This is a genomic window from Corynebacterium pseudogenitalium (assembly GCF_024453815.1).
Taxonomy (GTDB): Bacteria; Actinomycetota; Actinomycetes; order Mycobacteriales; family Mycobacteriaceae; genus Corynebacterium; species Corynebacterium pseudogenitalium.
This window is the reverse complement of record NZ_CP072934.1, coordinates 1,481,191-1,494,879: the sequence shown is the minus strand read 5'-3', so window position 1 is coordinate 1,494,879 and position 13,689 is coordinate 1,481,191. Positions and strand designations below refer to the sequence as shown.

Here is a 13,689-nt window from a genome sequence, read left to right as displayed (position 1 = left end):
AGCGTGCGGGATCTGCAGGCATACCGAGCTATTGCGTTAGAGGCGGTCGATGAAGCCGCCGAGCTGTTTCGAACACATATCGGTGCAGCTCCAGCGCTCTTTAAGGGCGAAGGTGACTTTGCCACGGAAGCGGATCTCGCCATTGAAACGTTGCTGAGGAAACGCTTGACGGAAGCGACCGGTATCCCCGTGTTCGGGGAGGAACACGGCGGGGACCTCAACGCTGAGGCGTGCTGGGTGCTCGATCCTGTCGACGGCACCTCGAACTACTCGTGTGGCAACCCGATGTGCGCGATCTTGGTAGCGCTCCTTATCGACGGCCAACCGGTCGTCGCGGTGACCGACATGCCTTTGCTGGGGCACCGCATGCATGCGATCTCGGGTGAGCCCGTTGTGCTTGATGGCGACCCATTGCCTGCGCTCCCACAGGGCGTTGATCCTTCGACGACGGCCGCTCAGGTAGGCGTTGCAACCGTTGGTTCGGATGATCGCGCTGCGTTTCCAGCGGAAGGCCGATTGGCCTTCGTCGGTGAATTGGCTGCCACCTCACTGCGACCACGCATGACTGGCTCAGTGGGCGTGGACTTGGCGTTTGTGGCGTCGGGTGTGTTCCAGGCCAGCGTGAGTTTCTCCCCGCACGTGTGGGATAACGCGGCCGGTGTCTTGTTCGGTCGCTGCGCGGGCGCGACGGTGACTGACGTGTACGGGCAGCCATGGGAGATGTCGTCGATGGGGGCTGTCATTGGTACGAATGCTGCCCATGCGACTGCGCTCGCGACGGTCCAACGGTGCTTTGAAAGCCCTGATAGGCAGAGTGCTTCGCGGTAGTATGTAGTTTCCGGAACGTATTTGCGGGCTGGAGTAGCGTGGCACAAAACATGTATGGAGGGTAATTACCTTGTCTGTTGCAATCCGTGTGATTCCTTGCCTCGACGTGGACGACGGGCGGGTAGTAAAAGGCGTAAATTTTGAAAACCTGCGGGACGCTGGTGATCCCGTAGAACTTGCTCAGCGGTATGGACTGGAAGGCGCTGATGAGCTTACGTTTTTGGACGTAACTGCGTCGCGTGAGGGCCGTGGAACGATGCTTGAGGTCGTCCGTAAGACCGCAGAGCAGGTATTTATCCCGCTGACCGTTGGCGGAGGCGTTCGAAGCGTCGAAGACGTCTCTGAGTTGCTGCGTGCTGGCGCGGACAAAGTCAGTGTGAATACAGCGGCGATTCACCGGCCAGAGCTACTGCGTGAGCTCAGCGAGAAGTTTGGAGCGCAGTGCATTGTCTTGTCTGTCGACGCGCGTCGCGTGCCGAATGGTGGGCTTCCGCAGCCGTCTGGGTTTGAAGTGACCACGCACGGTGGTACGCGTTCGGCTGGTCTCGACGCGGTGGAGTGGGCTCGCACTGGACAAGACCTGGGTGTGGGGGAAATCTTGCTGAACTCGATGGACGGAGATGGGACCAAGGAAGGGTTCGATCTCGAGCTGTTGGAGAAGGTTCGAGCAGCGGTAAGCATCCCGGTGATTGCTTCCGGTGGCGCTGGCAAGGCTGCAGACTTCCCGCCAGCAGTAAAAGCGGGCGCAGACGCCGTACTTGCGGCGTCGATCTTCCACTTCGGCGAAGTGAGCATCGCGGAAGTAAAGGATGCGCTTCGGAATGAGGGCTTTGAGGTTCGCTGATGACTGAACTACGACCAGAAGATGCCGTATTGGATCCTGCAATTGCTGCTCGGCTGAAGAAGAACGACCGCGGCCTGGTTCCCGCCGTGGTGCAGGCTGCTGACACCGGTGAGGTCCTCATGATGGCCTGGATGGATGAGCGGGCGCTGGCGTACACGCTGGAAACGCGACGAGGGACGTACTTCTCTCGCTCCCGTAACGAATACTGGGTAAAAGGGCTCACCAGTGGCGCTGCGCAAGAGGTCCGCGAGGTGCGCCTCGACTGCGACGGCGACACCTTGCTGGTGAAGGTGATCCAGACGGATGGTGCCTGTCATACGGGGGACCGTACGTGCTTCGATGCAGATCTGCTGTTGGAGGATATCTAGGTGAATACGGCGAACCGCGTCGGCGCACTGCTGGTGGGCGTCGGTGGCGCGCTGGCGTGGGTGGGGTCCAGGATGGACTGGTTTACTGTCGAAGTTTTCGACGACCGCGCTGGAGCCAGTACCACTACCGTCGATGGTTCAATGTGGTCTACGGAGATCGCGGCAGTGGCGCTCATTCTGATCGTTGCAATGATTGCGATATTCGCGCTGCGGCGAGTTGGGCGTCGAATAGTAGGTGTGGTGGCCGCACTAGGCGCTGTGGGCGCCGGCGTATCGGGCTTGCGAACCTTATTAGCTGAGCCTGACTTGGAGCGTTTGCACACACTGCTGAGTGCCGGAAGCGGGGAGCAGGGAGGAGCAGCCAGTGACGGGGCGATTGCCGCGTGGGCGGAGATCACACAGGTGCAGCAGCATAGCGCTGGCATTTACCTGGTCATCTTGGGGGCGCTCCTGGGGCTTATTGGAGCGCTCACGGTAGTAATGCGGCCCGGTGTAGATTCCGCGAAGCTCAACAAGTATGAGACAGAGGCTGTGCGCCGTGAAAAGCTCGGTGAAGATCTCGAAGCTCGGCCGGACTCTGGGCGCGTGATGTGGGATGCCTTGGACTCTGGAATTGACCCTACGGATGATGAGGCAGGCCGATAAATATTCGGTATACCCCCGTGAAATTTCATGAACTAAATACGCGCGGGCTACGCTGGCAACTGCAACAATAGGCTTTCACCTCGGAGTCACGCGGGAGGCGAGTATGTGTGCCACGGATGTACACAGCGATCTCTTCGCTGCAGTGCAGCGGCAGGTCGCGCGCCGTGAGTCCTTGGTGTCGTTCCAAGAGGTGAAGGATCGCTCGCGGGCAGCTGCATCTGCGCGCGACGCATACGCGGCCGTTGACTCAGACGGATGCGCAATTATTGCCCAGGTACAGTACAACCAGCACGGCGTCCGGACTACGCAGCAACGGATTCACCGAGCGGCACTTGCCGCAGTGGAGCTTGAGATGCAGGGGGCGCAGCTGCTCGCGTGTTCGGGTGCGCTGTTTGGCCGTGAGGTTGCGAACATTGAGATGGACGCAGCGAGGGCAGCAGTGCATATACCGGTGGTGAGCTTGGATACGATTGTTGATCCGTACCAAGTGCACGAGGCTCGCTGCTATGGATCCGATGCGCTTGTGCTTCGTGCAGATATTCTTGAGCAGCCGCGACTGGAGGCGTTGCTAGATAGAGCGGAGACGCTTGGCATGTCGGCCTTCGTACAAGTCGGAGACGCTGAGGAGGCGGCACGTGCGCTTCGGGCGGGCGCATCGGTGCTGGCTGTTGTGCCACCGAAACGTCCATCGGGGGAGACTGATCACTTCGCACTGGGTGAGCTTGTTGCAGGCCTTCCGAGCAAGATCCGCGTGGTGATGATGGCGGATGTGTTGACTCCGCGTGATCTGTTTAACGTCGCTGCCGCAGGAGCAGACGCCATTTTGGCGAATGCCGAAGCGGCTATTCCTTCACTTGCTACCGCCGGGCGACACCCCGCGTGCGCTTCCCGCCGATAATCAGGCACACTAGGGGGCGTGCAAACTACGATTCTGGCAAACATTCCCTCGCCACCACAGGGTGTGTGGCACATTGGCTGGCTCCCGGTGAGGGCGTACGCGCTGTGCATCATCACCGGCATTCTGCTTGCAATGTGGGTGGGCACGCGACGCTATCGTGCGCGTGGTGGTGATCCCGACGTGATTTGGGACGCGGCAATTGTCGCTATCCCCATGGGCATCATTGGCGGTCGGCTCTACCACGTGCTGACGGATCATGATAAATACTTCGGCCCCGGCAAAGATCCACTGCAGGCGCTGAACATTACTGCGGGTGGTTTGGGCATCTGGGGCGCAGTCGCACTGGGCGCGGCGAGCGTGTGGTTGCTGCTGCGGTGGAAGAAGATTGCTGTTGGGCCTGTTGCGGATGCGCTGGCGCCAGGCATCGTGTTGGCCCAGGCCGTGGGACGCCTTGGGAACTGGTTCAATCAGGAACTCTATGGTGCTGAAACGACGGTACCGTGGGCGTTGGATATCTACTACCGCGTTGACGAGCAAGGGGCGTTCGCTCCGCTGACAGGGCGTTCTACCGGTGAGGTCATCGCGAGCGTTCACCCGACGTTCCTCTACGAGTTGGTGTGGAATCTGCTTGTGTTTGCTTTCCTGCTTTGGGCAGATAAGCACTTCAGGCTCGGACACGGCAGGGTATTTTGGCTATACGTTGCTGGCTACACGATGGGCCGATTTGCAATCGAGTTGATGCGTACTGACGCCGCAACACTAATTTTGGGGTTGCGTGTGAACACGTGGGTTTCAGGCCTGCTTTTTGTTGTTTCACTTGGGATTTTCTTCCTATTGCCACGTGGGAGAGAAGCCGAGAAAGAACTCGTTCACAACGATAATGATGATACGAATCGTGATTCGGGGTAGGGTGGTATCCGAAGTGGAAGATAGGCCACACGATACGGCAGTGGAGAATTCACACACTATCTGGCCTTGAAACCACCGGTAATTGTTGAATCGCTACTAGGTTGGATCTCGTGGATAGAAGAACAAAGATCGTATGTACGCTTGGCCCTGCTGTGGCCAGCAAAGAAGCAATCCTCGGACTTGTGCGCGACGGCATGGATGTCGCCCGCCTCAACTTCTCCCACGGCGACTATCCGGACCACGAGCAGAACTACCGCTGGGTCCGCGAAGCCACCGATGAAACGGGACACGCAGTTGGCATCCTCGCCGACCTTCAGGGTCCGAAAATCCGTCTTGGGCGCTTTGAAGAAGGCGCCACCGTCTGGGAGACGGGCGAAACGGTCCGCATCACAGTCGATGACGTGCCAGGCACGCACGACCGAGTCTCGACGACTTACAAGAACCTCGCCAAGGACGCGAAGCCGGGCGACCGCCTGCTCGTCGACGACGGCAAGGTCGGTCTGGTCTGTGTCGAAGTCGACGGCAACGACGTTGTCTGCCGCGTGACCGAAGGTGGCCCTGTTTCCAACAACAAGGGTGTTTCCCTGCCGGGGATGGATATCTCCGTCCCGGCGTTGTCTGAGAAGGACAAGGCGGACCTGCGGTTCGCACTCAAGATGGGTGTCGACGTCGTCGCGCTGTCCTTCGTGCGCTCGCCGGCAGATGTTGACCTGGTTCATGAGATCATGGACGAAGTTGGCCGTCGTGTCCCAGTCATCGCGAAGCTGGAGAAGCCAGAAGCAGTCGACGCCCTGGAGTCAATCATCCTGGCATTCGACGCCGTGATGGTTGCCCGTGGCGACCTCGGCGTTGAGATTCCGCTTGAACTTGTTCCAGGTGTGCAGAAGCGCGTCATCCAGATCGCTCGTGAAAACGCGAAGCCAGTCATCGTCGCTACGCAGATGCTGGATTCGATGATTGATAACTCGCGTCCGACGCGCGCTGAGGCTTCCGACGTTGCGAACGCCGTGCTCGACGGTGCAGACGCCGTCATGCTCTCCGGTGAGACCTCCGTTGGCGTTGACCCGCACAACGTGGTCCGCACGATGAGCCGCATTGTCCGCTCCGCTGAGGCAATGGACAAGGTGCCGCCTCTGAACCACATCCCGCGTACCCGCCGTGGTGTGATCTCCTACTCGGCGAACGATGTGGCAAACCGTCTGCACGCACGCGCAATCGTGGCGTTCACCGCTACTGGCGACACCGCTCGACGCGTCGCGCGCCTGCGCCCAGACCTGCCGCTGCTCGTGTTTACTCCGAAGCAGGAGGTTCGCTCGCAGCTCGCACTGACCTGGGGCGTGGAGACCTTCCTGTGCCCTCCGGTGCACAGCACGGATGACATGATCGCCACCGTCGACAAGTACTTGCTGGCGATGGATGAGTACCAGGAGAATGACACCATGGTGATGGTTGCAGGTACTCCTCCAGGAGTTGCAGGTTCGACCAACACGGTCCACGTCCACCAGCTGGGCGAGGAGGCTTACTGGTCGAAGAAGAAGGAAGAGGAACAAGACTAAGTTCCAAATCGGAGAACACCCCGGGCAGCTGCTCCGGGGTGTTTTTCATCTCGGCTTGTAGCTCGCTAAATACATGGGGACATATAAAAGGCCTGCCGCGAAGCAACAGCGGCAGGCCTTTTGTAGTAGGAGCTACAGGCTAGTTAATCGGCGTCGGCTCGATCTTCCAGACCTCGTTCGCGTAATCGCGGATCGTGCGGTCAGAGGAGAAGCGACCGGATTCGCAGATGTTGATCCAGCACTTGCGTGCCCATGCATCTGGGTCCTCGTAGTACTCCTTGGCCATGCGGTCGCGGGTTGCGCGGTAGTCCGCGAAGTCGCCCAGCACGTAGTAGACGTCAGCTTCGTCGAAGCCGAAGCCCTCGAGCAGGGAAGCACGGATGTTGTGGAACGCGCCGGTGCCGCAGTCGTCCAGGGTGCCGTCGACCAGTGCGTTGAGCACACGGTGCAGGCCTGGGGTCTGCTCGGCGGTAGCCTTCGGGTCATAGGAGCGCTGCAGCTCAGGCAGATCCTCCTCGAGAGCGCCGAAGATGTAGGCGTTTTCTTCACCGACAGCGTCAACGATTTCCACGTTTGCGCCGTCCATCGTGCCCAAGGTCAGCGCACCGTTCATCATGAACTTCATGTTCGAGGTGCCCGACGCCTCCTTGCCGGCCGTCGAGATCTGCTCGGAAACATCCGTTGCCGGGATGATGTGCTCAGCAGGGGAGACGTTGTAGTTCTCCACGAAGACCACATGCAGGTACTTCGAGACGACTGGGTCGTTGTTCACCAGCTCGCCGATGGCGTTGATGAGCTTGATGATCCCCTTTGCCATCGTGTAACCAGGTGCAGCCTTCGCGCCGAAGATAAAGGTGCGCTTCGGTACGTCGGTCTCGCCGTCTTCCTTGATACGGAAGTACAAGTCGATGATGTACAGCGCGTTCATCAGCTGACGCTTGTACTCGTGCAGACGCTTGATCTGCGTATCGTAGACGGAGTCCGGGTCGATGACAGAACCCTGACGCTGCTCGATCCAACGAGCGAAGTCTTGCTTGTTAGCAGCCTTGATCTCCCGCAGTTCCTTGAGCACTGCAGGATCATCAGCGTACTTGCGCAGCTCCTTCAGCTTGGACAGGTCCGTGGTCCACTCATCAGAACCAGACAGGCGGTCGAGCAGGGATGCGAGACGCGGGTTGCACATACGCAGCCAGCGACGTGGGGTGACACCGTTGGTCTTGTTGTTGAAGCGCTCTGGATACATGGAGTACCAGTAGTTGAGCGTGTCGCGCTTCAGGATCTCGGTGTGCAGCGCAGCCACGCCGTTCACGGAGTACGAAGCGTAGCAGGCGATCCACGCCATGTGCACCTTGCCGTCGTGGACTGGGGAGTAGTGGTGTGCGTCCTCCGGGCCAATGCCACGGGACTCCATGTCGAGGCGGTAGCGGCGGTCAATCTCAAGGACAATTTCCCAGATACGCCAGAACAGCTGCTTGAAGATGGACTCGTCCCAGGTCTCCAGAGCCTCCTGGAGCACGGTGTGGTTCGTGTACGCGAAGGTCTGGGTGGTGACGTTCCACGCCTCTTCCCAACCAAGACCGTGCTCGTCCATGAGCAGGCGCATGAGTTCCGGAACCGCCAGCACCGGGTGGGTGTCGTTGAGCTGTACCGAGTTGTACTCGTGGAACTTGCTCAGATCCTCGCCGTGGTGCTCGATGTAGTTGTCGATCATCTCCTGCAGCGAAGCGGAAACGAAGAAGTACTGCTGGCGGACGCGCAGTACCTTGCCTGCGTACGTGGTGTCGTTCGGGTAGAGCACGCGGGTGATGTCGTGGACAGCCTCGCGCTCCAGGATGGCGTCGGAGAAACGCTGCGAGTTGAACGCATCGTAGTCGAACTCGTGGATTGGGGATGCGTCCCACAGACGAAGGGTACCAACGTTATCGGTGCCGTAGCCGGTAATCGGCATGTCGAACGGTACTGCTCGAACCGTCATGTCGTCGAACTTCACGATGCGCTGCTGGGAGGTGCGCTCAACAACGAACGGGTAGAACGATTCCTTCCAGGAATCTGGGTGCTCCTTCTGGAAGCCATCGACGAACTCCTGGCGGAACAGGCCGTAGCGGTAGAGCAGGCCATAGCCGGTGACCGGGTAGTCCTGCGTCACTGCGGAGTCCAGGAAGCACGCTGCGAGGCGGCCAAGGCCACCGTTGCCCAGCGCGGCATCGTGCTCTGCCTCGAGGACATCGGTCAGGTTGTGGCCGAGCTCTGCTGCTGCAGCCTCAGCCTCTTCCACCATGCCCAGGTTCGTGAGGTTGTTCAGCAGTGCACGGCCTTGCAGGAACTCTGCGGAGAAGTACGCCTGCTGACGAGTAGCCGAGTAGGCCTTTTGGGTTGCATCCCACTTGTCGGCAATCTGCTCCACAACGGCGGCCGAGAGGCCAGTCCAAAACTTGTTATTGGTGGATGCCTGCGGGCTGCGTCCAGAGAAACCACGAACATGGCCGGCGACAGTGTCCTGCAGTGCCGGTACCGATGTTCCTACAGTGTTCTTCATAAAAACCTCAGATCTCTTGATGTGTCGAATTGGAATGCGTCGTGCTCAGCCGGAACGGCGTTGCGCTATGGCTGAGCAAGATACGTCAGAACTGCCGTGAGTCCGGCATTGGTAGCTGCTTTCACCGTGGGTGCGTAGTCCGGCAAGAAGGTCGGCATGTGGTTGACTGGAATGTCTTCCGCGACTCTATTTGCCGCAACGGCTTCATCCCACTGTGCCTTCGGGGTGCACCCGATAAGCCAGTAGAAGTACGGCACGTCAAACGCCAGGGGGATGACTGGGAAGTCCTCAGACACTGTCTTTCGGTCGGCTTCAGCAGACTCATGCTTGAAAACCTCGTCGAAAGACTGGCGGACCTTTGCGTACACCTCGGCGTCATTGCTCATAAGTTCTCCGTGAGCGAAGTACTCGAACGTAGGCGCTTCGGTGGCACCCGATGCTTGCACCTCTGCGCGAACAACCCGCTCGATGGAGGCGTACATCTGCTCTTTTGTCTTGTTTTGATAAAAGCGACAGTTGAGTACGAGTTCCGCGGAGTCGGGGATAATGTTGTTCGTCGTTCCAGCGTGCAAACTGGCAACGGTGACGACTGCGAAGTCAGAAGGATCGACTTCCCGGCCCACGAGACCTTGCAGGCGGGCAATGATCATCGCTGCCGTAAACGTTGGGTCTATGGCGTTGTGTGGCATAGAGCCGTGCGCACTTCGCCCCGGGATCGTAATCCTGATGGAGTCACATGCCGCGAACTGGGGACCCGCTTTTGACATCACGGTTCCCGCAGGTCCGGGCATTACATGCTGGCCAAAGCAGACGTCAGGACGCGGGATGCGTTCCAGAAGTCCGTCATTGACCATCGCTTCTGCCCCTACCCCCAGCTCTTCTCCTGGCTGAAACAGCGCAATGAACGTCCCACGCCAGGCGTGGCGGGTGTTGTCCATAAAACTGCACATACTGAGAAGTGCCGTGGTGTGCATGTCATGGCCACAAGCATGCATAGTGCCGACGCTCGTGCCGTCCTCAAGACGCACCTTTTTCTTTGAAGCGTATGGAACTTCGGTAGATTCCGTAACTGGGAGCCCATCGAAGTCGGCACGGAACAGTACAGTTGGCCCGTCACCGTTGCGGAAGACCGCACAGATTCCGTAGCCCCCAATCGGTGCAATTACTTCGCAGTCGAACTGGGTAAGTTCGGCGAGGAGCCGTTGGTGCGTCTCCTCTTCTTGCATCGATAGCTCGGGCGTGGTGTGCATGAATTCGTAGAATGCACGCTGCCACGATTCGTCAACGACGTAACTGTTGAGAATATCGTTGATGTTGATCATGTACGTCCCTCTGTGCGTCACTCCGCACGTGCTTGCTTAACTACCATCACATTAAGTAATACCAGTCTTTTGGGAGGAAGGTATAAACAACTTTGGTCTAAAGGACTGGGTTGTAGAGGAGAGAGTTGCGTGACGGGGCACATTCTGTGGCAATACGCAGCGACTTTGTCACATTCCCGGCATCGCGGAGTCGGTAGAGTTTGTCCACCATTTTGTCACGAACATCAAACGGGGAAAGCGTATTGACGTAGATTTTAGTGCCGCCTTCGAACCCCGCGAGTGTAGAAATACGCCACTTAATGTTCACCCTCCATGGCATCGGAAGGTCCAGATCCACAGGCCGGTAGTGCCACTCCTCGTTGCACGCGACCTCAGGTCCCATCGCTGCGTGGATCGCGTGCACGAGGTCCGACAGACCGCGCACTTCCTGCTCCGACTGCTCCCAAGGTGCGCAGGTTGCGGACTTGGAATAGATGGAGACAGTGGGGTAGCGGTGCCCGATGCCTGCGATGGCGATTGCGAAGTCGTTCTCCGCGATCACCAGGTTGTGGTAGAACGCGTAGTTCACTCCCCATTCGTTGTACATGTTGATGTTCTGGCGCAGCTTTGCAATCTCCATCTCGGCCTGCACGCCACGCGCGTCGACGGTGACGAGCTGCTTGTGCAGGTGGTCGAAGGAGGCGCCAGCAGGCGCAAGCCAGTTTTGGAAGACCACGACGTACGGGGAGTAGGGATTCTTTACGACGAGGTCGTGGAGGGAATCAACTGTGAACTTGAAGAAAGCCCCGTGCTCGTCTTCGGTGAGTGTTCCGGAGCTTGCTAGCTGTGTGTCGTCGGTGGCGCCGTCGACGAAGTGGCGTCGAGCAATAATGACGTCGTGACCGCCGCCGAAATACGCGGGCGCGATCTCCAAGAGTGACGCCTCGTCGCGGTCGGGATTCTCTCCGGAGGCCTTGAGGCGGGTGCGAACGATGTCGAGGACGTGGGCCTTGCCAGCGGGGTCCGCGAGGTAGCGGTCCATGTGTTCCTGCTGGGACTGGGGCATGCTGTAGCCGTAGTTCTTTGCCCAGTAGTCGTAGGAGACTATCTCGAAGAGGTTCGGTACACGGCGGAACTCGGCGGTGGTGGCGTCGAGCTCTTCGGGCATCGCGTTGCGGACGATCTCCCAACCATCCCGGGTGCGAACCATGCGTGACTTCTCTGGTGGGGTGCGAAGCTGGTGGGCGTCACAGAAGTTGCAGTGCTCGTGAAAGTCGGAATCGCTGAGCGGGTGCGGGGTTCCTGAGGGGTGGGAAAGGGGCCGGTTTCCTCTGCCTGGGACCGTCCAAACCTCGGTGCCGGAAAATGGGTTGACTTGCTTGATCGTGCCGTCAGCCATGGTCGTCAGGGCGTCACGATACGAGTGCACTGGAAAAGTCATACCTGCTACGTTACTCCCCGGTGTATTAGCCTGTTCGTCATGGCGATCATTCAGTTCCATGTGCTGGCCCCCGATGCGTCGGCAGAAAAGTTGGCGGAGGCGTACCAGCGCGCAATCGATATTTTGGTGCGGCGCGAAAAACTCACTGCCGGAAATGTTGTGTACACCCCGCATGTAGCGTTGCCTAGCGAGGTCACCGAGGAACTGGAAGCAACATACGTGCAGGACAGGCAGGTCTCGGCTGAAGAAGAGGGTGCCGCCCTCCAGCGCTACGACATCGAAGTTGAAGGCGCGAGGAGTCTGAACAGCCTGGCGATGGGCCTGTCGCGGATTCTGACCCCGCGAGCGCAGCTTCCATCAGACCCCGTCGCGTTGGAGCAGCAAGACCAGTTTGAGACGCCTGCGCTTTACCCCTGGACCGTCGAGGTGTTCAGGTAGCGAATCGCCGCCTCGCGGCCTGCGCGGCGGAGTTGCTCACTGGTGTCAGCGATGTTTTCAAGGGGGACTGCGATTGCTTCACCAGCGGGTTCGGCGTCGAAGCTACCCGCCACAATTACGCAGACAGCACCCGCATCAGCGGCAAGGTCGCTTACCGTGCGGGCAACCTTGCCAGCGGCGGTTTGGGCGTCATAGCGTCCCTCGCCGGTGATGACGAGTCCGGACTGTGCGATAAGATCTGCGAGCCCGCTGGCGTTCGCGATGACGGGCGCACCGGGGGAGATGGAGACGTGGCTGGCATCGCCGTGCAGGAGCGTTGATAACCAGGTGATGCCGATCGCGATTCCGCCCGCAGCCCCGAAGGCCGCGGTAGTGGGGTCGAGACCTGCTACTTCGCACAGCCTGGCCAGCCCGCGGTCGAGCTTGGCCACGTCTTCTTCGGAAGCGCCCTTCTGAGGTCCAAATACAGCGGCGGAGCCTTCCGGTCCCGTGGCGGGCGAATCCACATCGGTGAGTAGTACCCAGTCGAGCGCGCCTGCGGGAATGTTGACCTTTGCGGTATCGAGGTCCGCGAGGCGCTCGAGGTCGCCGCCGCCAGGCTTGAGTTGATAGCCCTCAGCGTCGACGGGGTTCGCGCCAAAGGCTACGAGAATGCCGGTGCCACCATCGGTGGTTGCCGAGCCGCCCAAGCCGAGCACGATCCGTGTTGCGCCACGGGTTTGTGCGTCGGCGATGAGCACTCCGGTGCCGTAGGTATCGCCGGTCAACGGAACTGGTGAATCTGCGACGGCGGGTAGCCCAGAGGCGGCAGCGACGTCGATAAACGCTGTGGTTGAAGCGGCATCATAGGTGTAGGTAGCCTCCGTGAGGCGCCCCGCGGCGTCCGTGGTGGGCAGGGTGATGCGCTCGCCCTTGAACAGTTCGGAGGTGCCTTCGCCGCCGTCGGCCATTGGGGCGAGTTTGATGGTTGCGTCCTTTAATATCTCGCGGACGCCTTCTCCGATCCACGTTGCGGCCTGCTCAGCCGACGCCGTGCCTTTGAATGCGTCTGGGGCGATGGTGACTGTGGTTGGGGTACGCAATGCTTCATCCATGAGGGCAAAGTGTAGTGCATACCTTCCGTTGTGTTGCACACTCAGCGCAGTGGTTCTCGGGTACGATGACCGACATGTATCGCGTTTTTGAAGCACTTGATGAACTCGTCCAAATCGTCGAGCAGGCCTACGGCGTGCCAATATCAAGCTCTTGCCTCGTGCCGCGCAACGAAGTGCTTGCGCTGTTAGACGATATTCGTGACGCAATCCCGAATGAGATGGACGACGCTCAAGATGTCCTCGACCGGCAGGACGCTATCTTGCATGGTGCACAGGAACGCGCGGACGATTTGGTGGCTCAAGCCAATGCAGACGCGAAGCACATTATGGATGAGGCAAACGAGCAGTCTCAAGAAATGATTGACGACGCCCAGTCCCACGCGACCATGCTGGTGACCAACGCTGAAGAGGACTCCCGCGATATGGTCAGCCGCGCACGCGAAGACGCGGAAGCCACCGTGGCGCGAGCACAGGAAGAAGCTCAGCGCCTGGTTGAAAACGGTCAGAAAGAATACCAGCGCTCAATTGATGAGGGCTTGGCGCAGCAGGAACACCTTGTTTCCGAGGCAGAGGTCATGCGTCGCGCAGACGAGGAGGCGCACCGCCTGGTCGAGCAGGCGCACGCGGAGTCCTCGCGTCTGCGCGGGGAGTGCGACGAGTTTGTGGATTCCAAGCTTGCGGAGTTTGAGGAGTCACTTTCCGCAGTGCTTCGCACAGTATCTAAGGACCGTTCTGCGCTCCGGCGTGGCGCCGGCGTCTCAGGCGGCAGCCAACGCGCGGAGCGTTACGACTACGGCGAGCATTAGGAACGCACAAGAGAAAACCAGGTAG

13 protein-coding genes are annotated in these 13,689 nt (G+C 59.5%); 9 read left to right on the top strand and 4 right to left on the bottom strand.

From position 1 onward, the window contains the following. Positions 1-3 precede the first annotated feature (3 nt). The 7 genes from KBP54_RS07210 to pyk all read left to right on the top strand — a co-directional run bounded on the left by KBP54_RS07210 (position 4) and on the right by pyk (position 6,048). On the top strand, positions 4-828 hold the full coding sequence (locus tag KBP54_RS07210; RefSeq protein WP_071572489.1) for an inositol monophosphatase family protein: 825 nt from the start codon (positions 4-6) through the stop codon (positions 826-828). A gap of 70 nt (positions 829-898) precedes the next feature. Continuing rightward, positions 899-1,672, top strand: coding sequence for an imidazole glycerol phosphate synthase subunit HisF (gene hisF, locus KBP54_RS07205; RefSeq protein ID WP_070478840.1), 774 nt, complete (start codon positions 899-901; stop codon positions 1,670-1,672). Next, positions 1,672-2,040, top strand: a complete 369-nt coding sequence (gene hisI / locus KBP54_RS07200) for a phosphoribosyl-AMP cyclohydrolase (protein WP_256005146.1) — start codon at positions 1,672-1,674, stop codon at positions 2,038-2,040. Before hisF ends, hisI begins: the two co-directional genes overlap by 1 nt. Continuing rightward, on the top strand, positions 2,041-2,685 hold the full coding sequence (locus KBP54_RS07195; protein ID WP_256005144.1) for a TIGR02234 family membrane protein: 645 nt from the start codon (positions 2,041-2,043) through the stop codon (positions 2,683-2,685). It begins immediately after the preceding gene. A 103-nt stretch (positions 2,686-2,788) separates the two neighbouring features. Next, positions 2,789-3,583, top strand: coding sequence for an indole-3-glycerol-phosphate synthase TrpC (locus KBP54_RS07190; protein WP_256005143.1), 795 nt, complete (start codon positions 2,789-2,791; stop codon positions 3,581-3,583). An 18-nt stretch (positions 3,584-3,601) separates the two neighbouring features. Continuing rightward, positions 3,602-4,492, top strand: a complete 891-nt coding sequence (lgt, locus tag KBP54_RS07185) for a prolipoprotein diacylglyceryl transferase (protein WP_256000302.1) — start codon at positions 3,602-3,604, stop codon at positions 4,490-4,492. Between the two features lie 110 nt (positions 4,493-4,602). Continuing rightward, positions 4,603-6,048: a pyruvate kinase gene (gene pyk / locus KBP54_RS07180; RefSeq protein WP_070478976.1), complete on the top strand. Its 1,446-nt coding sequence runs from the start codon at positions 4,603-4,605 to the stop codon at positions 6,046-6,048. A 139-nt stretch (positions 6,049-6,187) separates the two neighbouring features. Here the strand turns inward: pyk and KBP54_RS07175 are convergent, their stop codons facing one another. The 3 genes from KBP54_RS07175 to KBP54_RS07165 form a co-directional block, all read right to left on the bottom strand. Beyond that, positions 6,188-8,584, bottom strand: coding sequence for a glycogen/starch/alpha-glucan phosphorylase (locus KBP54_RS07175; RefSeq protein ID WP_070362258.1), 2,397 nt, complete (start codon positions 8,582-8,584; stop codon positions 6,188-6,190). Positions 8,585-8,649: 65 nt separating this feature from the next. Then, positions 8,650-9,906, bottom strand: coding sequence for an amidohydrolase (locus tag KBP54_RS07170; protein WP_070362259.1), 1,257 nt, complete (start codon positions 9,904-9,906; stop codon positions 8,650-8,652). 97 nt (positions 9,907-10,003) lie between these two features. After that, positions 10,004-11,326, bottom strand: coding sequence for a DUF4921 family protein (locus KBP54_RS07165; protein WP_176754849.1), 1,323 nt, complete (start codon positions 11,324-11,326; stop codon positions 10,004-10,006). Between the two features lie 39 nt (positions 11,327-11,365). Here KBP54_RS07165 and KBP54_RS07160 point away from each other — a divergent pair, with 39 nt between their 5' ends. Next, positions 11,366-11,764: a hypothetical protein gene (locus KBP54_RS07160; protein WP_070362260.1), complete on the top strand. Its 399-nt coding sequence runs from the start codon at positions 11,366-11,368 to the stop codon at positions 11,762-11,764. Here the strand turns inward: KBP54_RS07160 and KBP54_RS07155 are convergent. Then, the gene (locus KBP54_RS07155) at positions 11,734-12,858 is read right to left on the bottom strand and encodes a glycerate kinase family protein (protein ID WP_205634848.1); all 1,125 of its coding nucleotides are present in this window, start codon (positions 12,856-12,858) and stop codon (positions 11,734-11,736) included. The genes KBP54_RS07160 and KBP54_RS07155 overlap by 31 nt on opposite strands. 74 nt (positions 12,859-12,932) lie before the next feature. Between KBP54_RS07155 and KBP54_RS07150 the strand changes: the two genes are divergently transcribed. Further along, positions 12,933-13,664 carry a DivIVA domain-containing protein gene (locus tag KBP54_RS07150; RefSeq protein WP_070363481.1) on the top strand — a complete coding sequence of 244 codons (732 nt, stop codon included), beginning with the start codon at positions 12,933-12,935 and terminating at the stop codon, positions 13,662-13,664. Positions 13,665-13,689 lie beyond the last annotated feature (25 nt).